Annotated in this window: 21 protein-coding genes and 1 riboswitch; of the genes, 9 read left to right on the forward strand and 12 right to left on the reverse strand. The window is 75.3% G+C overall.

Features of this window, described 5'->3' with window-relative positions:
- The 6 genes from ACFW1I_RS10720 to ACFW1I_RS10745 all read right to left on the reverse strand — a co-directional run.
- Positions 1–1,499, reverse strand: a 1,499-nt coding sequence (locus ACFW1I_RS10720; RefSeq protein ID WP_384668540.1) for an oligopeptide/dipeptide ABC transporter ATP-binding protein, incomplete at its 3' end; no start/stop codon positions are given.
- Complete coding sequence (locus tag ACFW1I_RS10725; RefSeq protein ID WP_382801058.1) at positions 1,496–2,353, reverse strand: ABC transporter permease; 858 nt, start codon at positions 2,351–2,353, stop codon at positions 1,496–1,498. The genes ACFW1I_RS10725 and ACFW1I_RS10720, both read right to left, overlap by 4 nt.
- Before the next feature lie 5 nt (positions 2,354–2,358).
- Positions 2,359–3,303, reverse strand: a complete 945-nt coding sequence (locus ACFW1I_RS10730; protein ID WP_384668541.1) for an ABC transporter permease — start codon at positions 3,301–3,303, stop codon at positions 2,359–2,361.
- 1 nt (position 3,304) lies between these two features.
- Positions 3,305–4,897 carry an ABC transporter substrate-binding protein gene (locus ACFW1I_RS10735; protein WP_384668543.1) on the reverse strand — a complete coding sequence of 531 codons (1,593 nt, stop codon included), beginning with the start codon at positions 4,895–4,897 and terminating at the stop codon, positions 3,305–3,307.
- A gap of 275 nt (positions 4,898–5,172) precedes the next feature.
- Positions 5,173–5,256, reverse strand: a complete 84-nt coding sequence (locus ACFW1I_RS10740) for a putative leader peptide (protein ID WP_351843272.1) — start codon at positions 5,254–5,256, stop codon at positions 5,173–5,175.
- A 64-nt stretch (positions 5,257–5,320) separates the two neighbouring features.
- Positions 5,321–6,550, reverse strand: coding sequence for an ROK family protein (locus ACFW1I_RS10745; RefSeq protein WP_384668546.1), 1,230 nt, complete (start codon positions 6,548–6,550; stop codon positions 5,321–5,323).
- A 469-nt stretch (positions 6,551–7,019) separates the two neighbouring features.
- On the opposite strand from ACFW1I_RS10745, the gene ACFW1I_RS10750 reads away from it, so the two are divergent.
- On the forward strand, positions 7,020–7,964 hold the full coding sequence (locus tag ACFW1I_RS10750) for a TauD/TfdA dioxygenase family protein (RefSeq protein WP_384668548.1): 945 nt from the start codon (positions 7,020–7,022) through the stop codon (positions 7,962–7,964).
- A gap of 324 nt (positions 7,965–8,288) precedes the next feature.
- Here the strand turns inward: ACFW1I_RS10750 and ACFW1I_RS10755 are convergent, their stop codons facing one another.
- Positions 8,289–9,488 carry an MBL fold metallo-hydrolase gene (locus ACFW1I_RS10755; RefSeq protein ID WP_384668550.1) on the reverse strand — a complete coding sequence of 400 codons (1,200 nt, stop codon included), beginning with the start codon at positions 9,486–9,488 and terminating at the stop codon, positions 8,289–8,291.
- Between the two features lie 112 nt (positions 9,489–9,600).
- Between ACFW1I_RS10755 and ACFW1I_RS10760 the strand changes: the two genes are divergently transcribed.
- Both ACFW1I_RS10760 and ACFW1I_RS10765 read left to right on the forward strand, forming a co-directional pair.
- The gene (locus ACFW1I_RS10760) at positions 9,601–10,779 is read left to right on the forward strand and encodes a Glu/Leu/Phe/Val dehydrogenase dimerization domain-containing protein (RefSeq protein WP_384668552.1); all 1,179 of its coding nucleotides are present in this window, start codon (positions 9,601–9,603) and stop codon (positions 10,777–10,779) included.
- Between the two features lie 69 nt (positions 10,780–10,848).
- On the forward strand, positions 10,849–11,472 hold the full coding sequence (locus ACFW1I_RS10765; protein WP_384668554.1) for a TetR/AcrR family transcriptional regulator: 624 nt from the start codon (positions 10,849–10,851) through the stop codon (positions 11,470–11,472).
- Here ACFW1I_RS10765 and ACFW1I_RS10770 read toward each other — a convergent pair.
- From ACFW1I_RS10770 to ACFW1I_RS10780, 3 genes are all read right to left on the reverse strand, one after another.
- On the reverse strand, positions 11,457–12,245 hold the full coding sequence (locus ACFW1I_RS10770) for an SIMPL domain-containing protein (RefSeq protein WP_384668556.1): 789 nt from the start codon (positions 12,243–12,245) through the stop codon (positions 11,457–11,459). The genes ACFW1I_RS10765 and ACFW1I_RS10770 overlap by 16 nt on opposite strands.
- A 130-nt stretch (positions 12,246–12,375) precedes the next feature.
- Positions 12,376–13,398 carry a DUF6745 domain-containing protein gene (locus ACFW1I_RS10775; protein WP_384668558.1) on the reverse strand — a complete coding sequence of 341 codons (1,023 nt, stop codon included), beginning with the start codon at positions 13,396–13,398 and terminating at the stop codon, positions 12,376–12,378.
- A gap of 37 nt (positions 13,399–13,435) precedes the next feature.
- Positions 13,436–13,762, reverse strand: coding sequence for a hypothetical protein (locus ACFW1I_RS10780; RefSeq protein ID WP_384668562.1), 327 nt, complete (start codon positions 13,760–13,762; stop codon positions 13,436–13,438).
- A gap of 168 nt (positions 13,763–13,930) precedes the next feature.
- Here ACFW1I_RS10780 and ACFW1I_RS10785 point away from each other — a divergent pair, with 168 nt between their 5' ends.
- From ACFW1I_RS10785 to ACFW1I_RS10805, 5 genes are read left to right on the forward strand one after another with little or no spacing between them, the layout of a single operon-like run.
- Positions 13,931–14,890 carry an STM4015 family protein gene (locus ACFW1I_RS10785; protein ID WP_384668565.1) on the forward strand — a complete coding sequence of 320 codons (960 nt, stop codon included), beginning with the start codon at positions 13,931–13,933 and terminating at the stop codon, positions 14,888–14,890.
- Positions 14,887–16,062, forward strand: a complete 1,176-nt coding sequence (locus ACFW1I_RS10790; RefSeq protein ID WP_384668568.1) for an STM4014 family protein — start codon at positions 14,887–14,889, stop codon at positions 16,060–16,062. Before ACFW1I_RS10785 ends, ACFW1I_RS10790 begins: the two co-directional genes overlap by 4 nt.
- Before the next feature lie 11 nt (positions 16,063–16,073).
- Positions 16,074–16,895 carry an STM4013/SEN3800 family hydrolase gene (locus ACFW1I_RS10795; protein WP_384668664.1) on the forward strand — a complete coding sequence of 274 codons (822 nt, stop codon included), beginning with the start codon at positions 16,074–16,076 and terminating at the stop codon, positions 16,893–16,895.
- Positions 16,892–18,229 carry an STM4012 family radical SAM protein gene (locus ACFW1I_RS10800; RefSeq protein WP_384668570.1) on the forward strand — a complete coding sequence of 446 codons (1,338 nt, stop codon included), beginning with the start codon at positions 16,892–16,894 and terminating at the stop codon, positions 18,227–18,229. Before ACFW1I_RS10795 ends, ACFW1I_RS10800 begins: the two co-directional genes overlap by 4 nt.
- Positions 18,230–18,237: 8 nt before the next feature.
- Entirely contained in the window at positions 18,238–19,101 is an 864-nt protein-coding gene (locus tag ACFW1I_RS10805; RefSeq protein WP_384668572.1) for an STM4011 family radical SAM protein, read from the forward strand.
- Here the strand turns inward: ACFW1I_RS10805 and ACFW1I_RS10810 are convergent.
- The gene (locus tag ACFW1I_RS10810; protein WP_384668574.1) at positions 19,088–19,891 is read right to left on the reverse strand and encodes an SGNH/GDSL hydrolase family protein; all 804 of its coding nucleotides are present in this window, start codon (positions 19,889–19,891) and stop codon (positions 19,088–19,090) included. The two genes, ACFW1I_RS10805 and ACFW1I_RS10810, sit on opposite strands and share 14 nt — an antisense overlap.
- 161 nt (positions 19,892–20,052) lie before the next feature.
- Positions 20,053–21,015: a peptidoglycan DD-metalloendopeptidase family protein gene (locus ACFW1I_RS10815; protein WP_384668575.1), complete on the reverse strand. Its 963-nt coding sequence runs from the start codon at positions 21,013–21,015 to the stop codon at positions 20,053–20,055.
- Positions 21,016–21,019: 4 nt separating this feature from the next.
- A riboswitch (cyclic di-AMP (ydaO/yuaA leader) is annotated at positions 21,020–21,183 on the reverse strand.
- 388 nt (positions 21,184–21,571) lie between these two features.
- Here ACFW1I_RS10815 and ACFW1I_RS10820 point away from each other — a divergent pair.
- Positions 21,572–22,396 carry a tyrosine-protein phosphatase gene (locus ACFW1I_RS10820; protein ID WP_384668578.1) on the forward strand — a complete coding sequence of 275 codons (825 nt, stop codon included), beginning with the start codon at positions 21,572–21,574 and terminating at the stop codon, positions 22,394–22,396.
- The last annotated feature ends 10 nt before the right edge of the window (positions 22,397–22,406 follow it).

The following is a 22,406-nucleotide window of genomic DNA, read 5'->3' on the forward strand; positions in this document are numbered from 1 at the left end:
GCGCGGGGCGGGGGGCGGGGGGGCGGGGCGCGGGGCGCGGGGGGGGGGGGGGGGGGGGCGCCCCCGACGCGGCCGAGGAGTTCGGCGACGCGGGCGGGGCGGTCGGCGGGGGTGCCGATGCCGAAGGCGCGCAGGGGTTCGGCGACGATGTCACCGGCGGTCATGCGCGGGTCGAGCGAGGCGTAGGGGTCCTGGAAGACCATCTGGACGCGGCGGCGGACCGCCCGCAGCTCGGCGCGGCCGGGGCGGGTGACGTCGCGGCCGTCGAGGAGGACCCGGCCGGCGTCGGCGGGCTGGGCGTGGGCGAGGATCCGGGCGAGGGTCGACTTGCCGGAGCCGGACTCGCCGACGATGCCGAGGGTCTCCCCGGCCCGCAGGGTGAGGGAGACGCCGTCGAGGGCGGTGAAGCGGCGCCGGCGCGTGCCGTAGGTCTTGCGCAGTCCCTCGGCGGCGAGGACCACGGGCCCGGGCGCGGGCCGTTCGGTGCGGACCGGCGGTGGGGGCGGCGGCAGCGGGGCGGGGCTCTCGGCGGCGGGGTGGCAGGCGGCGCGGACGGTGTCGGTGAGCGCGGTGAGCCGTGGCGCGGCGGTGCGGCAGCGGTCCTCGGCGAGCGGGCAGCGGTCGGCGAAGGCGCAGCCGGCGAGCGGGAGGCGGGGGTCCGGCGGGTTGCCGGGGATGCCGGTGAGGCGGGTGCCGGAGGGGGTGGAGAGGCGGGGCACGGCGGCGAGCAGTCCGGCGGTGTAGGGGTGGCGGGGCCGGACCAGGACCTCGGCGGTGGGTCCGTCCTCGACGACGGTGCCGCCGTACAGCACGAGGACGCGCTCGCAGGTGCGGGCGACGACGCCGAGGTTGTGGGTGATGAGGACGAGGGCGGTGCCGGTGGTGCGGGTCAGCTCGCCGAGCAGGGTGAGGATCTGGTCCTGGACCGTGGCGTCGAGGGCGGTGGTGGGTTCGTCGGCGAGGAGGACGTCGGGTTCGCCGGCCAGGGCCATGGCGATGAGGATCCGCTGCCGCTGGCCGCCGGAGAACTGGTGCGGGTGGTCGTCGAGGCGCCGCTCGGGGTCGGGGATGCCGACGAGGCCGAGGAGTTCGAGGGCGCGTGCGCGGCGGGCGGCCCGGCTGCGGCCGCCGTGGGCGCGGAGCACCTCGTCGAGGTGGCGGCCGACGGTCAGGACGGGGTTGAGGGCGGTCATCGGGTCCTGGAAGACCATGCCGACGCGGGTGCCCCGGACGGCCCGCAGCTCGTCCTCGCCGGCGGTGGTGAGGTCGGTGCCGTCGAGATGGACGGAGCCGCCGGTGATCCGGCCGGTGCCGGGGAGCATGCGGAGGAGGGCGAGGGCGGTGGTGGACTTGCCGGAGCCGGACTCGCCGACGACGGCGACGGTCTCGCCGCGCCGCAGGGTGAGGGAGACGCCGCGGACGGCGTGCAGCTCGGCGCCGTCGGGGGCGGTGAAGGAGACGTGGAGGTCACGGACGTCGAGGAGCGGGGCGGTGGTCATCGGCGGATCTCCCGGTTCAGCGCCTCCGCGACGAGGGAGAGGCCGAGGACGAGCGCGGTCACGGTGACGAGGGGGCCCGCGGCGAAGTGCGGGGCCTGGGCGAGGTGGGGCATGGACTGGCTGAGGACGGCACCGAGGGTGGGTTCGGGCGGCCGGACGCCGACGCCGAGGAAGCTCATGGCTCCTTCGAGGAAGACGGCGACGGTGAGGGAGACGGCGAACTGGACGACGAGCGGGTCGGCGGCGTTGGGCAGGACGTGGCGGGTGAGGATCCGGCGGCCGGAGGTGCCGCCGACGCGGGCGGCGGTGACGTACTCGCGGCCGCGCTGGGCGAGGATGCCGGTGCGCAGGAGCCGTCCGAAGACGGGGATCTCGGCGAGGGCGATGACGAGGATCACGGGGAGCCGGCCGGGGCCGAGGACGGCGGTGACGGCGAGCGCGAGGATCAGCCCGGGGAAGGCGAGGACGAGGTCGAAGGCGCGCTGGACGGCGGTGTCGACGGCCGGGTGGACGGTGGCGGCGAGGGCGAGGAGGCAGCCGAGGACGGCGCCGAGCGGGACGGCGACGGCGATGATGCCGAGGTCGGCGCGGATGCCGTACAGCAGCCGGGAGAGCAGGTCGCGGCCGAGGTCGTCGGTGCCGAGGGGGTGGCCGGGGGTGCCGACGGGGGCGAGGGTGAGGCCGCTCTGGTCGGTGGGCGGGTGCCCGGTGAGGAGCGGGGCGAGGAGTCCGGCGAGGACGACCAGGCCGACGAGGGCGAGGCCGGTGCGGCCCCGGGCGGTGCGCAGGGCGGTGAGGTAGGGGTGGCGGGGGCGGCGTGCGGCGGCCGGCGCGGGCGGGGCGAGGGTGGTCATGGCGGCTACTCCCACCTGATCCGGGGGTCGAGCCAGGCGTGGACGAGGTCGGACAGGAGCTGGACGAGGACGAAGACGGCGACGAGGAGGAGCAGGAGGTCCTGGACGACGGGGTAGTCGCGGCGGACCAGGGCCTGCTCGGCGAGCTGGCCGAGGCCGGGCCAGGCGAAGATCGCCTCGACGAGGACGGCGCCGCCGAGGAGGTGTCCGGTCTGGATGCCGAGGAGGGTGACGACGGGCGGGAGGGCGTGCGGCAGGGCGTGGCGCCAGAGGATGCGGCGGGGGGCGATGCCGGCGGCGGTCGCGGTCCGCACGTGGTCCTCGGCGAGGGCGCGGCGGAGGCTGTCCTCCAGGTAGCGGCCGAGGACGGCGGCGCTGGGCAGGGCGAGGCAGAGGGCGGGGAGGAGGAGGTACTGGATGCCGAGGTCGGGTGCGGTGAGGAGGGGGACGCGGCCGCCCGCCGGGAGGACGCCGAGGACGACGGCGAAGAGGAGGACGAGGAGGACGCCGCTGACGTACGGGGGGACGGCGAGGGCGGCGGTGGTGGCGGAGCGGACGGCGGCGCGGAGCCAGGGGCGGCGGGCGGTGGCGCCGAGGACACCGAGGGTGCCGCCGATGAGAACCGCGAAGAGCAGGGCGCCGAGGGTGAGTTCGACGGTGGCGCCGAGTCCGTCGGCGATGAGGTCGGCGGTCTCGCCGCCGATGACGTAGGAGGGGCCGAGGTCGCCGGTGAGCAGTCCGCCGATCCAGTGGAGGTACTGGGCGGGCAGGGGGTCGTCGAGGCCGAGGCGGTCGCGGATGGCGGCCTGGACCTCGGGACCGGCGTCGGGACCGGCGAGGACGGCGGCGGGGTCGCCGGGGACGAGCCGCAGGACGCCGAAGGCGAGGACGGAGGCGGCGGCGAGCACGAGGAGGGCGGAGGGGAGTCTCCGCAGCAGGTATCCGCGCACGTCAGCCCGCCAGGTAGGCGTCGTCGAGGTTGAGGTAGGAGAACTTGTTGAGGGTGGCGCCGTGCAGCTTCTTGGAGGCGACCTGGACGCTGCCGCGGATGGCGAGGTCGATGATGAAGGCCTCGTCGAGGAGGGTGTCGGTGATCCGCTGCCGCAGGGCGTTGGCCTCGGCGCCGGTGGCCCGGCTGGTCCAGGCCTCGCGGACGATCCGGGTGTACTCCTCCGAGCGGAAGCGGGAGGTGTTCTTGGCCGCGTTGAAGGGGTAGGCGCTGACCGCCAGGGTGGAGGGCCGGACCTGGGCGAAGCTGTGGCCCATGGCCCACAGGGCGGGCATGGACTGGGAGATGAGCTTCTTCTGGGCGGTGGCCGGGTCGGTGGGCTCCAGGGTGACGTGGACGCCGACCTGCTTGAGGTCGTACTGGATCGCCTCGGCGAGCGCGGTCTCGCCGGGCAGGTTGACGTGGAGGAGGGGGAGGTCGAGCCGGGTGTGGCCGGCGGACCTCAGCAGCTCGCGGGCCTTGCCCGGGTCGTGCCGGTAGTGGGTGCGGCCCGCTTCGGTGAAGGCGGGCGAGGACTTGGGCCAGGGGGTGGCGGAGGCGAGGCCGTAGCCGCCGAGGACCTGCTTCAGGATCCGCTCGCGGTCGACGGCCCAGGCGAGGGCCTGGCGGACGGTCTTGTCGTCGAGCGGGGCGATCGAGGTGTTGACGCCGAGGTAGGAGGCGCCGCCTCCGGTGGCGTACTCGCTGACGACGAGGTCGGGGACGCCGGCGACGGTGGCGAGGTTCCGGCCGGGGACGGAGTAGGAGAGCTGGGACTGGCCGGTGCGCAGCGAGGAGATGAGGGCGTCGGCCTGCGGGACGACGCGTATCTCGACGCCGTCGAGGTAGGGGCGGCCGGGCTGCCAGTACTTCTCGTGGCGCTTGAGGCTGAGTCCCGCGCCGGGGCTCCACCGGGTGAGGGCGAAGGGTCCGGTGCCGTTGAGCCGCTTGCCGGCGAAGGCCTCTTCGACGCTGTTCCGATCGGTGATGATCATGAACTCGAAGAGGTCGAAGAGGTTGTCGACGGGGTGGGCGAGCTTGAGGACCAGCTCGTGGTCGCCGCGCTTCTCGAAGCCGGTCACCGCCGCGGCGGTGGCCCTCAACTGGGCGGCTCGCACCGGGTTCTGAAGGTTCTTCACGGCGAAGATCACGTCGTCGGCGGTGAAGGGGCGGCCGTCGTGGAAGACGACGCCGGTGCGGAGCTTGAGGGTGAGGGCGCGGCCGTCCGCCGCGTACTCCCAGGAGGTGGCCAGCTCGGGCTGGGGTTCGAGCCGGTCGTCGTAGCGGGTGAGGGTGTTGTAGATCAGCCGCTGCTGGAGGGACTGGTTGCTCTGGGCGAAGAGCAGGCTCGGGGTGAAGTCCGAGTTGACGGCGACGCTGAGGGTGCCGCCGCGCCTCGGCCCGGCGGCGCCGGCGGCCGCGGGGGCGGCGGACTCCTCGACGGCCGAGCGGCAGCCGGTGAGCCCCAGACCGAGGAGCAGGGTGCCGCCGCCGGCGGCGCGCAGGGTGGTGCGCCGGGAGAGGGCGGTGGGCGCGGAGGGGTACAGCTCGGTCATCGATGCCTGCCTGGTGGAGGTCGGGTTCGCTCGGCGGAGAGGGTTTCTTCCGCTGCGAGAGGAACGCGGGCGAAGATGCGCGTCCGGGACGGAGGGCGCGGAAGCGCGGAGGTGCGGGGATGCGCCGGCCGCGGCGCGGGCCGGGGCCGGGAGGGACGTACGAGCCGGGTGCGGCGGCCGGTCGCACGGAGGGCGGGACCGGTCGGCGCTACGGGCGGAGGCCCTGGTCGGCGGGGGTACGGCGAGGGGCGCGGGGGACGGTCCGCGCCGGAGGGTCAGACGCGGACGGCACAGACCGCGCTGGCGAGCCGACAGAGGTCGACGTGCCTGCGGGAGCAGAGGCGCAAGTCCGGATTCACGGGAGCAATATGGCAGCGGCCGGGAGAGCCGGTCAACCGACTGTTCCCGCATGATGAGACGGCCTCAGGTGAACACCCCTTCGGGGCGCAGCTCTTCGAGGGTCTCCAGAGGCCTCCTGAACAGGTGGTTCAGCAGAACGGTGCCCGCCGCGACGGGAAGTGTGGCCGGTCCGGCATGTGGACTGACGATCCGTTCGGGGTCGTCGCAGACGTGCGAGAGGTCGACCGCGGCCCCCCGGATCTCCTCCAGGTACTCCGGTTCGAGGACGCTCGCCTGCTCGGTGACGACGACGAGGTCGGGGTTGAGCACGTCCAGGAGGAGGGCGAGGGCCCGGCCCACCGCCCGGGCCCTCTCGCGCAGCAGGCGGTCGGCCCGCCGGTCCCCGGCCGCGGCGGCGTCGACGACGAGCGAGGTGTCGGCCTCGGGCACGATGCCGCGGCGCATCGCGGTCAGCGCGAGCGCGGTGTTGGAGGCGGTCGCCTCCAGGCAGCCCGAACGGCCGCACGGGCAGGGCGCGGTGGAGTCCGGTACGGGCAGGTGGGCGACGTCCCCCGCGGCTCCCCCGGGCCCCTGGTGGACGACCCCGGCGAGGCCGACGGCGGCGTCCACGACGTTGCCCACGAAGAGGTGCAGCAGGCCGCGGCGGGCGGCGGGCCGGCCGAAGAGGATCTCGGACCGGGCGATGGCGCGGGCGTGGTTGTCGAGCCGGACCGCCGGACCGCCCAGGGCCCGGGAGAGTTCGGCGGCGAAGGGCCGGTGGCGCCAGCCGAGCGCGTCGTGCCGGACGACGACGCCGGTCGCCGGGTCGACCCGGCCGCCGATCGCGGCCCCGACCCCGAGCAGCGGCCGGCCCGCGGTGTGCCGGTCCAGGAAGGCGCGCAGTTCGGCGCCGACCTCCGCCGGGAGCCGCTCGGGCGCGAAGGGCGCGTGCGGGTGCTGGTGGCGGGCGAGGACCCGGCCGCGCAGGTCGACCAGGGCGAACGTGGAGGCGGGCACCCCGAGATGGACGCCGGCCACGACCGGACCGCCGACGGCGCCGATGTGCAGGTCGACGGGGATGCGGGGCCGGCCGACTCCCCCGTCGCCGGAGGCTTCCGGCAGTTCGCGCAGCAGCCCGAGCCGGGTCAGGTCGGTGGCCTGGCGGGAGACGGCGGCCGGGCTGAGGCCGGAGAGCCGGGCGACGGCGCCGCGGGAGACCGGGCCGTGGTCGAGGACAGTGCGCAGCACGGTGGCGGCGTTCGCCTCGCGCCTTCCGTCGCCCGCCATCCGGGAGCCCTGGGGCGTACTGGTCATCTCTGCCTCTCTGTTGCGGGGACGTGAATTCCCCGGCCACCGGTGCGCGAGGCCGGGCAGCCTGCCCGCGCTCGCCCGGGCGGCGCTGTCTCCGGGGGTGGCGTGCCAGGTCAGCGGCGGTTCCCGAGGGCCGGGGCGCGGACCGGGGAGGCGCCGATTCAACCACCGCGGGGGCGGGCCGGGGCAGGGGGACGGTGCTTGACGCGGCGCCGGGGGCGTTGCCAGTCTCCTGGACATGTTCGCGACCACCTCCTGTCCGGCCGTCACCGGCGCCTGACCCTCGCGACCCTTCCGGGGCCGGCGCACCGCTCCGCGAGCACCGCCGCGCCCCCGTTCTCCGCACGGCCCCGCTCCGGCCGCCCTCGGCGTCGCCTCCTGCTGCCGGGCCTTCCCGCACCGTCATTACTTCCGCTCCGAGATTAATTGCCCTCCGGGCCTCCGGCGGACCCCCGCCCGAAAGGAAAACCCCATGTCGACCGCGACCACCACCTCCCTCACCGTGCAGAAGCTCGGCGGCCGTCTCGGCGCCGTCATCTCCGGCGTCCACCTCGGCGGCGACCTCGCCCCGGAGACCGTCGCCGGGATCCGCGCCGCCCTCCTGGCCCACAAGGTCGTCTTCTTCCGCGGCCAGGACCACCTCGACGAGGACTCCCACGAGGCCTTCGGCCGGCTCCTCGGCACGCCGGTCGCGCACCCCACGGTGCCGTCCGCCGACGGGCGCTACTCCTTCCCGATCGACTCCGACTACGGCGGCCGCGCCAACCAGTGGCACACCGACGTCACCTTCGTCCCCGCCTACCCGGCCTTCTCCATCCTGCGGGCCGTGGTCGTCCCGCCGTACGGCGGCAACACCCTGTGGGCCAACACCGCCACCGCGTACGAGAACCTGCCCGAGCCGCTGCGGCGGCTCGCCGACGGCCTGCGGGCCGTCCACTCCAACGCGTACGACTACGCGGCGCTGCGCCCCGACGCCGTGCCGGAGCAGCTCGCCCGCTTCCGGGACGTCTTCGCGTCGACGAAGTTCCTCACCGAGCACCCGGTCGTCCGTGTCCACCCGGAGACCGGCGAACGCACCCTCCTGCTCGGGAACTTCGTGCAGCGGATCAGCGGGCTGACCGGCGCCGACTCCCGCGCCCTGGTCGACCTCTTCCAGGCGCACGTGGAGCGGCCGGAGAACACGGTCCGCTGGCAGTGGCAGACCGGCGACGTGGCGATCTGGGACAACCGCGCCACCCAGCACTACGGCGTGGACGACTCCGACGACCACGACCGCAAGCTGCGCCGGGTCACCATCGACGGAGACGTCCCCGTCGGCGTGGACGGCCGCTCCTCGACCCTCCTGGCCCCCGAGTCGGTGCCCGATCCCGCGTTCGGCATCGCCTCCGGCGCCTCGGCGAACGGAACGGTCGCCTGATCCCCGAGCAGGGAGTGGCCGAGACCCGCGGCCACCCCCTGCCGGGCGTGCTCGGAACCGGCTCCGGTTCCCCGGTCCGCACGACCAACGTGACCGCCGGCAGCGTGCTGGGCACGGCCGGATCACTCACCTCATCAGCCACAGGCCGTCATGCTGACACCGCAGCAGGCGGAGCGGCGGTCCCGCTCGCCAGGACCCGGTGGGCGTCACGCCGTACGGGCGAGCAGCGGGTCCCAGCCCGAGGCCTCTTCGACGGTGGCCGGCTGAGGGCCGAGAGGCGAGCCGGCAGCGCCACGACCCTGCCCAGCTCGTCCTCGCTCGACGTCACCGGTCACCCGCCAGGTCGAGATCACGCTCGGACGCATCGACAGGAGTCGACGCCTGCTTCGGCCGGCGCCACGGACGGGCGATCGGCTGAGACACCCCACGCCACCAAGCATCCGCGGGCAGCTTTCCCGCCGGCTCGAACGGCTCGCCGGGGCGGGGCAGCGCCACCGCCTGCCCGGCACCCTCGGCCGCGTCCTTCGTCCACTCACCCGGTTCCGCCCACGCGTGCGGGGCCAGGTTGAAGGTGGCCCAGTGGATCGGCAGCAGGACGCCGCCGGGGCGGCCGCCCTGGAGGTCGAGGTGGGCCCTGAGGCCCTCGGCGGGGGTCATGTGGATGTCGGGCCAGAACTCGGAGTAGGCGCCGATCTGGATCATCGTCACGTCGAAGGGGCCGTGGGCCGCGCCGATGTCCTCGAAGCCCTGGAAGTAGCCGGTGTCGCCGCTGTGGAAGATCCGGTGGTGCGGGCCGCGGACCGACCAGGAGGCCCAGAGGGTGTGCTGCTGGTTGCGGATCGCGCGGCCGCAGAAGTGGCGGGCCGGGGTGGCGGTGAGCGTGACGTCGCCGACCTCGGTGGACTCGTGCCAGTCCAGCTCGCGCAGGCGGGAGGCGGCGACGCCCCAGTGCTCCAGGTGGGCGCCGACGCCGAGCGGGACGGCGAAGACGGTGTCCGTGCCCGCCAGCGCCTTGATCGTCGGCAGGTCGAGGTGGTCGTAGTGGTCGTGGGAGATCACCACGACGTCGACCGGGCCGAGCGCAGCCAGCGGCGCGGGCGCCGGGTGGAGCCGGCGGGGGCCGACGAAGGCGAAGGGCGAGCAGCGCTCTCCCCAGACCGGGTCGAAGAGGATCCGTACGCCGTCGATCTCGGCGAGCACGCTGGAGTGGCCCAGCCAGGTGATCCGCAGGCCGGTGGCGGCGGGGCGGGCGAGGTCCGCGACGGTCGTCGGGTGGACGGGGATCACGCCGGCCGGGGCCCGGCGGGCCCGCGCCTCCCTCTCGAAGTAGGTCTTCATCAGGTCCACCGTGGAACCCGAGGGGCCGCGGCGGGCCTCCACGGGGTTCTGGAAGACGCCGTCGGCGAAGTGCGGCGAGCGGCGGATGCGGGCCAGCCGCTCCCCCGTGGGCTCGGCGCCGAAGGACTCGGGCCGCAGGGCGCGCAGCCGGGCCCGCAGCGGACGGTCGGAGCCGGTACCGGTCACAGGTCCTCCTGATCGATGGGGGTCGTTCCATTATGGGCGGCCGGGCCGGGGACGGGCAGGGCCTGTCGGTCATACTGAACCGACGTTCAGTAACCCGGCCCCGAGGAGTCCCATGACCGCCGCCCCGCTGCTCTCCCTCACCTGGACCGACCACGTCACCGGCCGCCGCGGCCATCTGGTCGTCGACCGGCTGGTCAGGGGCGTCGCCAGCGGCGGCCTGCGGATGCGGGAGGGGTGCACCGCCGAGGAGGTCGCCGGGCTCGCCCGGGGGATGACCATGAAGGAGGCGCTGCACTACGACCCGTCCGCGCGGTACGTGCCGCTGGGCGGCGCCAAGGGCGGCATCGACTGCGATCCGCGCTCCCCCGAGGCGTACGGCGTGCTGGTCCGCTACCTGCGGGCGATGCGGCCGTACGTGGAGCGGTTCTGGACCACCGGGGAGGACCTGGGGCTCAGCCAGGAGACGGTGGACCGGGCGGTGGCCGAGGCCGGGCTCGACTCCTCGGTGCAGGCCGTCTTCCCGCTCCTGGAGGACGAGGCGGCGGCCCGGAAGCGGCTCGCGGACGCCTTCGCCGTCGAGGTCGACGGCATCGGCCTGGACGCGCTGGTCGGCGGGCTCGGGGTGGCCGAGTCGGTGCTGGTCGCGCTGGACCGGGCCGGGCGGCCGCACGCGGGCACCCGGGTCTCCGTGCAGGGCTTCGGCACCATGGGCGCGGCGACCGCCCGGTTCCTCGCCCGGGCCGGGCTGACGGTGGTCGCGGTCGCCGATGTGCGCGGCACCGTCGTGAACCCCGGCGGGCTCGACGTGGAGGCGCTGATCGCGGCCCGGGACGGGCACGGCACCGTGGACCGGGCGGCGCTGCGCCCCGGCGACCGGGAGGAGCCGGGGGACGCCTGGCTCGCGGTCGACGCGGAGGTGCTGGTGCCGGCCGCCGTCTCGTACGCGATCGACGCCGGGAACCAGGAGCGGATCGGCGCCCGCTGGATCGCCGAGGCGGCGAACATGCCGGTGCTCCCGGACGCCGAGGCGGCCCTCGCCGCGCGCGGGGTGACGGTGCTGCCGGACGTGGTGGTCAACTCCTGCACCAACGCCTGGTGGTGGTGGACGCTCTTCGGCGACGTCGAGGCCGACGCGGACCAGGCGTTCGCGCGGGTGCGGAGCGCGATGCGGGCCCTCACGGGCGCGGTGCTCGACCGGGCCGAGGCCGACGGCGTGCTCCCCCGCACGGCGGCGCACGCCCTGGTGGCGGAGCGGCTGCCGGTGATCGCGGAGCGCTACGGCTGGTACTGAGCGGGCGCGCTGCCGGGCCCCGGACGGTGACGATCATGACTCCGTCATGTGCTGTGTAGGCTGCCCGACGTGGCGAGAGTGCGGTTGAGCGTGGCCGAGCGGCGCGAGGAGCTGCTGCGGGCCGCCGTCGAGCAGATCGAGGCCCGGGGCGCCGCCGCCGTCCGGATCGCCGACGTGGCCGCCGCCCTCGGCGTGAGCAACGCGCTGGTGCTCTACCACTTCTCCACCAAGGAACAGCTGGTCGCCGCGGCCTTCGCCCACGCGGCGGAGGGCGACCTCGCGCAGCTGCGCCGGATCCTCGGCCGCCGCGCCACGGCGGAGCGGCGGCTGCGTGCCGCCGTCCGCTGGTACGCCCCGACCGGGCAGGCCAAGGGCTGGCGGCTGTGGATCGAGGCGTGGGCGGCCGGGCTGCGCGACCCGGAGCTGCGCCGGGTCGCGGTCACCCTCGACCGGGCGTGGAAGGCGGCGCTGACCTCGGTCATCGAGGACGGGGTCGCCGCCGGGGAGTTCCCCTGCCCCGATCCGGCCGGTGCCGCCTGGCGGCTCACCGCCTATCTGGACGGCCTCGCCGTCCAGACGACGGTCTACGCGGGCGGCGGCCTCTCCCGGTCGGCGATGCTCCGGTGGGCGGACGAGGCGCTCGCCCGCGAGCTGGGCCTCCCGGCGCCCCTCCGGTCTCAGAGCAGTTCGTAGACCGCCGAGACGGTGACCTGCTCCTCGATCTCGCCGGGGGCGAGCGGCACGCTCGGCTCGTCGGCCGGCATGGACGGCAGCGCCCCGTGGCCGGGCCGCAGCGAGTCGCCCTCGCTGAGCGAGACCAGCCGGCCGAGGCGGTGGCCGCTCAGCCGGGCGTGCTGGGACGCCTTCTCGTACGCGTCCTTGTAGGCGGCCTCGCGGGCCTTGGCGCGCAGCTCCTTCGGGTCGGCCACGTCGAAGACGACGCCGTTCACCCGGCCGGCGTCCCCGGTGGCGTCGTTGACGGCCCCGATGACCTGGCCGGCCCGGTCGAGCTGCCGGACCTTCACGGAGAAGGTCTGGCTCGCCTGATAGCCGGTGACCTTGGACTCGCCGCCGGGGCTCTGGGCGTAGACGGGGGTGAGGGCGAGGCTGTCGGTGCGGATGTCCCGGTCCTCGATGCCCTCCTTGCGGAGCACCGCGAGCAGCGCCTCGGCGGCGGTGGTCTGCGCCGCCATGGCCTCCTTCGCCGTCGCCTTGGTGACCTCCACGCCCACGGAGAGGATCGCCAGGTCGGGGGCGGCGGACGCGCTGCCGCTGCCCGTGACGGTGACCGTCGCCGGGGCCTCGGACCGGGCGGCGGCCGCGTGCGGCGCGGAGCGCTCGGGCGCGGCGGCCAGGGCGGGCGCGGCGGCGCCGAGCAGGAGCCCGCCGAGGACGGCGGTGGCGGCGAGCAGCCGGGCGGCGCGGACGCGGCGGTCCGGGAGGGCGGTCACGGAGCGGTGCGGCACGGGCGGTCCCTTCGACGGGTGGGTGCCGGTGGCTCCGGCGGGCACATCCCAGCACCCGGGGCCGCCGCCTCCCGGGCGCCACTCCTGACCGGCGCCGCCCTTCACCTCTCCGTACCAGCGCCCGGCCGGTTCAGGTCTGGACGTGCGGCTCGTACGCCTCCGCCCCGAGGCCGAAGGTCCAGGCGACGCCCTCGCGGGCGGTCCGGGTGGTGGGCGGCACGCGGAGCCAGTAGGTGCGGTGGCTGCCGTCCGGTTCGGGCGTCGAGTTCACCACCTCCACCATGACGACGTCCTCGTCGTCGACCAGCTCGATCCGCCAGAGCGCGCCCGCCTCGTCGCGCCCCTCGGGGCGGGCCCCGGAGTCGGCCAGATAGCGCTCGTAGCCGTAGAACTCCAGCATCACGCGGCGGAGTTCGGCGTTCTCCTCCGCGCGGATCCGCTCCGGGTCGAGGTCCACGAGCCCGGCGAGGAAGCCGGGCGTGACCGGCATGCCGCGCCAGGCGTGCAGGGCGAAGCCGTCCCGGTGGGCGAGGGCGGGGCCGTCGCCGCGGTCGAGCCGGCCGGCCTCGTCCCGGTGCAGTTCGACCGGCCGCTCGCAGACGACGGCGACCTTCTCGTACGGCCACCACCAGCCGGCCTGCGCGGCGACGGCGGCGAGCCCGGCGAGCCGGGTCCCGTGTCCGTCGAAGGCGGCGAGCCAGGCGGCGTCCTGCTGGCCGAGCACCGCGTCGTACAGCAGCTCGCGGCCGGCGAGTCCGGTGAGCGCGCCGGGCTCCTCCCGGTCCCCGAGGACGTCCAGGACCCCGGCCCTGACCCGCTCGGCGAGCGCCCGCGTCGGCTCCCAGAGCCGGGCGCCGGTGGCCTGCCAGTGCGCCGTCCAGCCGGCCGGGCCGAGCGCGTCGTGGAGGCGACGCCGCTCCTCCGCCCAGGGCAGGGTCCGCACCTCCTCGCGCACCGAGCGTCCGCGGTCGGCGAGCCCCGCGACCAGCTCGACCCCGGCGAGCGGCGAGTCCGCCCAGACCACCCGCTCCGGCGCGGGCAGTCCTGCGGCGGAATAGGCCAGCCGGACGCCGTCCTCGGCGGCGGTCCGGTCGGCGGGCCCGGTGGCGGCCGCGACGGCCCGCCACTTCTCGTACGCGTCGCCGTCGTTCATCGTTCCGTCCCCCACGTCGTCCTCCGCTTCCTCGTCCTCAGTCCGCCACGATCCGGTACGCGCCCGGCACGTACTCCCGCTGCCGCACCACCCGGTACCAGCCCTTCGGCAGCGCGATCGGCGCGTGCTCCTCGTGCACGAGCCGCCCGCCCTCGGGCAGTTCGAGCAGGAACGGGCCGTACGGCCCCGGCTCCCGCACCAGCCGGCCGGGCCCCGGTATCGCGTGGGCGTGTCCGGTGACCTCGCCGAAGGCGAGCACGAGCCGCCCCCGGCCGTCCCTCGGCTCGCCCCGCACCTCCTTCGCCCGGGCGGGCACGGCCCGCTCGTCGACGGGCACGATCAGCACGTCCCCCTGCCGGTACATGGCTCTCCCCTTTCCCGTCCGGAACCCGGTGCCCGAACACGAGAACGACGCTAGAGGCCGCCACTGACAACGCGTCCGGTCCGGCACCCGCCGCCCCCGGCTGTCGGTGGGACTTGGTAGAACTCTTGCCGTCAGTCCGTACACCCGTCCGTCGTCTGGAGCACCGTCATGACCATTGGGGCCTACCTGGAGGAGTTCCACGGCCTCCCCGTCTTCGACTTCGCGGACGCCTCGGCGGGCGACGCCCTCCCCGACGCCGCGGCCGTGGCGTGGCGGGTGTCCGGCGCGACCTACCGCGAGGAGGACGACCCGTTGTGGGACGGGCTCTTCGAGGACTTCCTGAAGACCGTCGACACCTCCCGGGTCCGCGCGATCGTCATCGGCGGCTGGGAGGACGCGTACGACACCTCCTCGGCCGCCATCGTCACCGCGCTCATCGCCGCGAACGACCGGCTGACCGCCCTGGAGGCGGTCTTCCTCGGCGACATGACCGTCGAGGACTGCGAGATCTCCTGGATCGCCCAGTCCGACGTGACGCCGCTGCTCGCCGCCTACCCGGCGCTGCGGGAGCTCGGGGTGCGCGGCGGCAGCCGGCTGGCCTTCCCGTCGGTGCGCCACACCGGCCTGGAGACCCTGGTCGTGGAGACCGGCGGGCTCCGCGCCGAGGTGGTGCGCGGCATCGCCGGCAGCGACCTGCCGGCCCTGGAGCGCCTCGAACTGTGGCTCGGCACCGACGAGTACGGCGGCGACTCCTCCCCCGCCGACCTGGCGCCGCTGCTCTCCGGCGAGGCGTTCCCGGCCCTGCGCAGCCTGGGGCTGTGCAACAGCGTCATCGAGGACCAAGTGGCCGCGGCCGTGGCGAGCGCCCCGGTCGTCGCCCGCCTCGACCGGCTCGACCTCAGCATGGGCGTGCTCACCGACGAGGGCGCGGCCGCGCTCCTCGACGGCCAGCCGCTCACCCATCTGCGGGAGCTGGACCTGAGCCACCACTACCTCTCCGAGGCGATGCAGGGGCGGCTGACGGCCGCGCTCGCCCCGCACGGGGTGCGGGTCGTCCTGGACGACGCCCAGCAGGGCGAGGACGACGGCGACGGGGACGTCTGGCGCTACGTGGCCGTCGCCGAATGACCGCCGGTCCGCGCCTCGTCGTCGTCGGCGACCCGGCGGGGCGGCGCGTCGCGTTCTTCCAGGACGCGCTGCGCGCCGCCGGGCTGCCCGGGGCGCGGGCCGTCGGCTGGCTCGACGTGCTGCGCGGCCGGGCCCGCCTCGCGGCGGGCGAGGCCGTCCGCGTCGACTCGCCCGGGGAGGTCCCCGAGGTGGACCGGCTGCTGCGCGACACCGACGACCCGGCCCGGGTCGAGGGCGGCCGGCTCTGGTACGAGCGGTTCACCGCCGCCGTCACCGGACTCGCGGCCGAGGCCGGGCGGGCCGGCGCGGTGCTGGTGGACGATCCGGCGGAGACGGCGGTCCTCTTCGACAAGCGGCTCACCCACGGCCGGCTCGCCGCCGCCGGGGTGCCCGTGCCGGCCTCGCCGACCTCGGGCCCCGGCGGGGCGCCGGTGCGCGGCTGGGACGATCTGGTCGCGCTGATGGCCTCGGCCGGGCTGCGCCGGGTCTTCGTGAAGCCGGCCCACGGCTCCTCCGCCTCCGGGGTCCTCGCCCTGGAGACGGCCGGCCCGGACCGGGTGCAGGCGACCACCTCGGTCGAGCGGGACGGGGCCGGACGGCTCTTCAACTCGCTGCGGGTGCGGCGCTACACGGGGGCGCGGGAGGTCGGCTCCCTGGTCGACGCGCTCGCCCCGGACGGGCTGCACGTGGAGCGCTGGCTGCCGAAGGCGGTCCAGGGCGGCCGGGCCGCCGACCTGCGGGTGGTGGTCACCGGCGGGCGCGCCACCCACGCGGTGGTCCGCACCAGCCGCTCCCCGCTGACCAATCTGCACCTCGGCGGCGCCCGCGGCGACCTGGCCGCCGCGCGGACGGCGATCGCCGCCGCCGGCGGGCGCTGGGAGGACGCCCTCGCCGTGTGCGAGCGGGCGGCGGCGGCCTTCCCCGGCACCCGGTGCGTCGGGGTGGACCTGCTGCCGGGCGCCGGCTGGCGGCGCTTCGCGGTCGGCGAGGTCAATGCCTTCGGCGACCTGCTGCCCGGCCTCACCGGCCTCCCCGGCAGCGGCGCGGAGGGCCTGGACACGTACGGTGCCCAGGTCGCCGACCTGCTGCGCACCTTCGGGACTCCGACATCCGGCACCAGCACCAGCACCAGCACCAGCACCAGCACCACAGGAACGAGCACCGCCCCGTGAACCAGCCCGACATGAACGAGATCGTCGGCAGCCACGACCTGCTTCTGGTCACCCTGGACACCCTCCGGTACGACGTGGCGGCCGAGCTGGCCGCCGCCGGCCGCATCCCGAACCTGGCGCGTCACCTCCCGGACGGCCGCTGGGAGCGGCGGCACGCCCCCGGCAGCTTCACCTACGCCTCCCACCAGGCGATCTTCGCCGGTTTCCTGCCGACCCCGGCCGCGCCGGGACCGCATCCGCGGCTCTTCGCGGCCCGGTTCGCGGGCAGCGAGACCACCGCGGACGGCACCTATGTGTACGACGCCCCCGACCTGGTCTCGGCGCTGGCCGCCGACGGCTACCGGACGGTGTGCGTGGGCGGCGTCGGGTTCTTCAACAAGCAGCCGCCGCTCGGATCGGTGCTGCCCGGGCTCTTCCAGGAGAGCCACTGGGAGCCGTCCTTCGGGGTGGCGTCGCCGACCTCGTTCGAGGCGCAGGTGGCCCGGGCGGAGGAGGTGGTGGCCGCGCTCCCGGCGGACCGCCGGCTCTTCCTCTTCGTGAACGTGGCGGCGCTGCACCAGCCCAACTGGTTCCACGCGCCGGGCGCGAGCCGCGAGGCCGGCGACACCCGGGCCACCCACGCGGCGGCGCTGGAGTACGTGGACCGGCACATCGGGCGGCTGTTCGCCGCGATGTCCTCCCGCCGCCGCTGCTTCGCGATCGTCTGCTCGGACCACGGCACGGCCTACGGCGACGACGGGTTCACGGGCCACCGGCTCGGCCACGAGGTGGTGTGGACGGTGCCGTACGCGCAGTTCACGCTGGCCGGTCCCCGGGAAGGAGCCGCCGCGTGACCGGCGCCGCGCACCCGCGTCCGTACCGCTCGTACGTCTACGCCTACCCGCACAAGACGGCGTACCGGCCGCTGCCCGAGCGGCCGGAGCTGGCCGCCCTCTGGGCGGACGAGCCGAAGGACGCCCTCTCCCTCTACGCGCACATCCCCTTCTGCGAGGTCCGCTGCGGCTTCTGCAACCTCTTCACCCGGATCGGCGCCCCGGACGAGCTGACGACCCGCTATCTCGACGCGCTCGACCGGCAGGCCGCGGCGGTCCGGGAGGCGCTGGGCGACGCGGCGCCGGTGCGGTTCGCGACGGCGGCGTTCGGCGGCGGCACCCCCACCTTCCTGACCGCCGCCGAGCTGGAGCGGCTCTGCGACATCGCCGAGCACCGGATGGGCGCGGACCTGCGGGCGGTGCCGCTCTCCGTCGAGACCTCGCCGGCCACCGCCACGGCCGACCGGCTCGCGGTCCTCGCCGCGCGCGGCGCGACCCGGCTGAGCATCGGCGTGCAGAGCTTCGTGGACGCCGAGGCGCGGGCGGCGGTCCGGCCGCAGCGCCGCGCGGACGTGGAGGCGGCGCTCGGCCGGATCCGGGACGCCGGGGTGCCGGTGCTCAACATCGACCTCATCTACGGGATCGACGGGCAGACCGAGGAGTCCTGGCGGTACTCGCTGGACGCGGCGCTCGCCTGGCGGCCCGAGGAGCTGTACCTGTACCCGCTGTACGTGCGCCCGCTGACCGGGCTCGGCCGCTCGGCCCCGGCCGAGTCGGACCGGGAGTGGGACGAGCGGCGGCTGCGGCTCTACCGGCGGGGCCGGGACCACCTCCTCGCGCAGGGCTACGAGCAGGTGTCGATGCGGATGTTCCGGCGGGCGGACGCGGGCCCGGCCGGGCCGGACGACTACGCCTGCCAGACGGACGGCATGATCGGTCTGGGCTGCGGCGCCCGCTCCTACACCGCCTCGTTGCACTACTCCTTCGACTACGCGGTGGACATGCGGGAGATCCGGTCGATCATCGACGCCTACACGGAGACCGCGGACTTCTCCCGGGCCGAGGTGGGCCGGTGGGTGGACGCGGGCGAGGCGCGCCGCCGCCACCTCCTCCAGTCGCTGCTCCAGGCGGAGGGCATGGAGCTCGCCGGGTACGAGAAGCGGTTCGGGTCGGGCGTGCACGAGGACTTCGGCCCGGAGCTGGAGCGGTTCGCCGGGTACGGCTGGCTGGACGGGTCGGCGCCGGACGGGCTGCTGCGGCTTTCGCCGGAGGGTCTCGCGCACTCGGACGGCCTCGGCCCCGAGCTGTTCTCCCCCGCCGTACGGGCCGCGATGGCCGCCTACGAGCCGAAGTAGGCGCGGCCGTGGAACTGACGCTGCTGTACCGGGGGCCGCTCGCCTCCTGCGACTACGACTGCCCGTACTGCCCGTTCGCCAAGCGGCGCGACAGCCCGGAGACGCTGCGGGCGGACCGGGCGGCGCTGGAGCGGTTCACCGGCTGGGCGGCCGGGCAGGACGGGGACCGGCTGCGGATCCTCTTCACCCCGTGGGGCGAGGGGCTGGTCCGCTCCTGGTACCGGCGGGCCATGGTGGAGCTGTCGCGGCTGCCGCAGGTGGAGCGGGTGGCCATCCAGACCAATCTGAGCTGCCGGACCTCGTGGCTCGACGGGGCCGACCTCGGCACGCTGGCCCTGTGGTGCACGTACCACCCGGGCCAGACCCCGTACGACCGCTTCCTCGGCAAGGCGCTCGACCTGGCGGCCCGCGGCGTGCGGTTCAGCGTGGGCGTCGTCGGCCTGCCCGAGCACCACGCGGAGGCGCTGCGGCTGCGGGCGGCGCTGCCGGACCACGTCTACCTGTGGGTGAACGCGGCCGAGGGGCACGCGTACACCGACGCGGAGGCGGCGGCGTGGACGGGGATCGACCCGCTCTTCCCGTACAGCCGGCATCCGCACCGCTCGGCGGGGCTGCCCTGCAGGACCGGCGAGTCGGTGGTGTCGGTGGACGGCGCCGGGACGGTGCGGCGCTGCCACTTCGTCCCGGCGGAGCTGGGCAATCTGTACGACGGCTCGTACCGTGCCGCGCTGCGGCCGCGCGCCTGCCCGCTCGCCGTCTGCGACTGCCACATCGGCTACGTCCACCTGGAGACGCTGCCGCTGTACGACGTGTTCGCCGGCGGGGTCCTGGAGCGGATCCCCGCCGGCCGTCCGGGGGCTACAGGGGCATGAGGTCGGGGCGCTTCGCCTCGACGTGGTCGCCGGAGCTCTCGCCGCGCAGCCGCCGGCCGATCCACGGCACCAGGTACTCGCGGGCCCAGTGGATGTCGTCGCGGCGGACCTCCAGCGGGCCGCGGGCGGGCAGCGGCGGCCACTCCTGGTCGGGGTCGGCGGGCACCGGCAGGCCGAGGACCTGGGCGGCGCGCAGCGCGACCCGGGTGTGCCCCTCGGGCGAGAGGTGCAGCCGGTCGTCGTCCCAGGCGCGCCGGTCCTGGACCGACCTCAGCGACCACAGGTCGAGGACCGGGCAGTCGTAGCGGTCGGCGATGGCACGGACGTGGGCGGTGTACGTGGCGATCTTGCCGCGCAGGTGCTTGAGCACGGGCACGTCGCGGGTGTCGAAGCCGGTGGTGACCATGACGGTGCCGACGGCGGAGGTGAGGTCGCGCACGGCCCGCTCGAAGCGCTCGGCGACGTCGTCGGGGTCGGTGCCGGGGCGGATGATGTCGTTGCCGCCGGCGCAGAAGGTCACCAGGTCGGGGGCGAGCTCCTTCGCCCGGGGGACCTGCTCCTCCACGATCTGGTCGAGGAGGCGCCCGCGGACGGCCAGGTTGGCGTACCGGAAGTCCTCGGGGTCCGGCAGCTGGTCGGCGAGGAGCACCGCGAAGCGGTCCGCCCAGCCGACGTAGGTCCCGTCGGGGCCGGGGTCTCCGACACCCTCCGTGAAGCTGTCGCCGATCGCCGCGTACGACCCGAACGAACCGAACGCCTGCTTGCCTGTTTCTCTCGAATCGTCTGCCACGGCAGTACATCCTTCCGTTTCGGATGTGACCTACGCGACCGTAAGGAGGGGTTGACGGCGGGTGATATATGCCACCGATAAAGAAATGGCCAAAGCCGGAATAGGGCGAAGGCCCGGCACCAGGGGTGCCGGGCCTTCGTGCGGCCGTTCGGCCGGACGGGTCAGATGGAGACGCCGTGCTGGCGCAGGTAGGCCAGCGGGTCGATGTCCGCGCCGTAGTTCGGCGAGGTGCGGATCTCGAAGTGCAGGTGCGGGCCGGTGGAGTTGCCCGTGGAGCCGGACAGGCCGATCTGCTGGCCGCCGCTCACCGACTGGCCCGCGGAGACGGACAGGGAGGAGAGGTGGGCGTACTGGGAGTAGTTGCCGTCGGCGTGCTGGATGACGACCTCGTTGCCGTAGGCGCCGCTCCAGCCGGCGGAGACGACCGTGCCGGCGCCGACGGCGCGGACGGTGGTGCCGGAGGAGGCGATGAAGTCGGCACCGGTGTGGTAGCCGGAGGACCACATGGAGCCGGAGGCGCGGTACGGGGTGGAGACGCCGCCGGAGACGGGGGCGACCCAGCCGGTGGCGGCCGGGGCGGCGGCCGGGGCCGCGGCGCGCTCGGTGGAGCGGGAGGCGCGGGTCTGCTCGGTGGCCTCGGCCTGGGCCTTCGGGGCGGCCTTGACCGCGGCCTTCGGGGCGGCGGGCTTGGGCGCGGCGGCCTTGGCGGCGGGCTTCGGGGCGGCGGCCTTGGCGGTGTTCTTGGCGCCGAGGGTGAGCTTCATGCCCGGGAGGATGAGCGAGGGGTTCTCGCCGACGACCTGGCGGTTGTCCGCGTAGAGCTTCTGCCAGCCGCCGGCGACGTCGTGCTCGGCGGCGATCTTGGACAGGTAGTCGCCGGCGACGACGGAGTACGTCTTCGGGGCGGCGGCCTTCGCGGCCGGGGCGGCGGCCGGCGCCTGGACGTGCGCGGCGGCGCTCACGACGGTGCCGGAGACGGCGGCCGGGGCGGCCTGCTCGGCGGCGTGGGCTCCGGTGGCGCCGATGAGCGGCAGGGCGACGACGGCGCCGCCGGTGCCGGCGGCGACCAGGCCACGGGTGATGAGGGTGGACTTCTGGCGGCGGTGCTTACCCTTCGCGGGCATGGCGAATTCCTCTCCGGCGCCTGCGAGGTGAGCTGTCGGGTTCGGACTGGAGATGCCCGGCCGCGTTTCTCACGCGGCTTCACCCCGAGCCGTCCTGCGTCGCGGGACCGGCGTACTTCCTTGGGTCCCCCGCTCCTGCCGTGCGATGGGATGGGGTCGAATTCCGGACGGTGGCAGGATTCGGCGGTCCGACCGGATTGACGGCGACGCTAGACGAGCGGGGTCGGCGCGAACAAGCCGCGGAATTCATCGGGCATTCCGGGGCGATCTTCGGGCCCGGAATTCCGGTCACCCTCCGTCGATGACGGTCCCTCGATTCCCTTTTCGGGGAGGGGGATTGGACCGGGCGGTCGGCCACGATCCGTCACTTCTATGACGCTGCTCACGCGCTCGACGCCATCTCCCCCTCAACCAGGGCGCGTTACCCCAAGACCCCCAATACGGACAGATCACCCATTACCGACCAGGGGGGTGCGCCGCGCGCCCGGCGCCGGGATGATTGCGGGGGGAACCGATCCCGCCGCGACCCCGCGAACGCCTACCCCCTGGAGCATCCGTGACGCAGCAGCTGCCGCAGGTCCAGCCGCCCCTCGAACCCGGCGAGGCCGAGCTCGCCGAGGTCCGCAACTTCCGGGACGTGGGCGGCCTGCCGACGACGGACGGACGCGCCGTCCGGCCCGGCACCCTGTTCCGCAGCGGCCACCTCGCCGACGCCACCGAGGCCGACGCGGCCTTCCTCGCCGGCCTCGGCCTGCACACGGTCTTCGACTTCCGCAACGCCGCCGACGCCACGGTGGAGGGGCCCGACGTCGAGCTCCCGGGCGTGCGGAACGTGAACATACCGCTGAGCGACCCGGCCGACGGCAAGGAGTTCTGGCGGATGGTCCGGGAGGGCGACCTCGACACGCTGCGCGGACTGCTGGGCGACGGCAAGGCCGCGGAGCGGATGACGACCTCCTACCGCCGGATGGTCGTGGAGCGGACCGCCGAGCACAGCCGGGTCCTGCACGCCCTCGCGGAGGACTCGGTCCCGGCCCTGATGCACTGCGCGGCCGGCAAGGACCGCGCCGGGCTCTCCATCGCGATCACCCTGCTCGCGCTGGGCGTGGAGCGCGCGGCGATCGAGGCCGACTACGTGAAGTCCGACGCCCCGCACCGCCGCTACAAGGTGCGCCGCAGCTCCACCGCCCGGGACGCGATGGCGCCCGAGGTGATGGAGCTGCTGAGCCCGCTCTTCGACGCGCGGGTGGAGTACCTGCGGGCCGCCTTCGAGACGATGGACGCGACCTGGGGCTCCGTGGACGTCTATCTCGCGGAGGGCCTGAAGCTGGCCCCCGCGACCCGCGAGCGGCTGCGGGAGCGGTTCCTCACGGAGGGCTGAGGGACCGCCC

Origin of the sequence: Streptomyces sp. NPDC058955, from assembly GCF_042741435.1 — a bacterium.
In the GTDB taxonomy this organism is placed as follows: Bacteria; Actinomycetota; Actinomycetes; order Streptomycetales; family Streptomycetaceae; genus Streptomyces.

Excerpts from the sequence above, each read along its gene's own strand:
- ACFW1I_RS10815 (WP_384668575.1), bottom strand. The coding sequence starts at position 21,015 with ATGCCCGCGAAGGGTAAGCACCGCCGCCAGAAGTCCACCCTCATCACC.
- ACFW1I_RS10745 (WP_384668546.1), bottom strand. The coding sequence starts at position 6,550 with ATGACCAGTACGCCCCAGGGCTCCCGGATGGCGGGCGACGGAAGGCGC.
- ACFW1I_RS10795 (WP_384668664.1), top strand. The coding sequence starts at position 16,074 with ATGAACGAGATCGTCGGCAGCCACGACCTGCTTCTGGTCACCCTGGAC.
- ACFW1I_RS10750 (WP_384668548.1), top strand. The coding sequence starts at position 7,020 with ATGTCGACCGCGACCACCACCTCCCTCACCGTGCAGAAGCTCGGCGGC.
- ACFW1I_RS10760 (WP_384668552.1), top strand. The coding sequence starts at position 9,601 with ATGACCGCCGCCCCGCTGCTCTCCCTCACCTGGACCGACCACGTCACC.
- ACFW1I_RS10780 (WP_384668562.1), bottom strand. The coding sequence starts at position 13,762 with ATGTACCGGCAGGGGGACGTGCTGATCGTGCCCGTCGACGAGCGGGCC.
- ACFW1I_RS10775 (WP_384668558.1), bottom strand. The coding sequence starts at position 13,398 with ATGAACGACGGCGACGCGTACGAGAAGTGGCGGGCCGTCGCGGCCGCC.
- ACFW1I_RS10725 (WP_382801058.1), bottom strand. The coding sequence starts at position 2,353 with ATGACCACCCTCGCCCCGCCCGCGCCGGCCGCCGCACGCCGCCCCCGC.
- ACFW1I_RS10790 (WP_384668568.1), top strand. The coding sequence starts at position 14,887 with ATGACCGCCGGTCCGCGCCTCGTCGTCGTCGGCGACCCGGCGGGGCGG.
- ACFW1I_RS10785 (WP_384668565.1), top strand. The coding sequence starts at position 13,931 with ATGACCATTGGGGCCTACCTGGAGGAGTTCCACGGCCTCCCCGTCTTC.
- ACFW1I_RS10735 (WP_384668543.1), bottom strand. The coding sequence starts at position 4,897 with ATGACCGAGCTGTACCCCTCCGCGCCCACCGCCCTCTCCCGGCGCACC.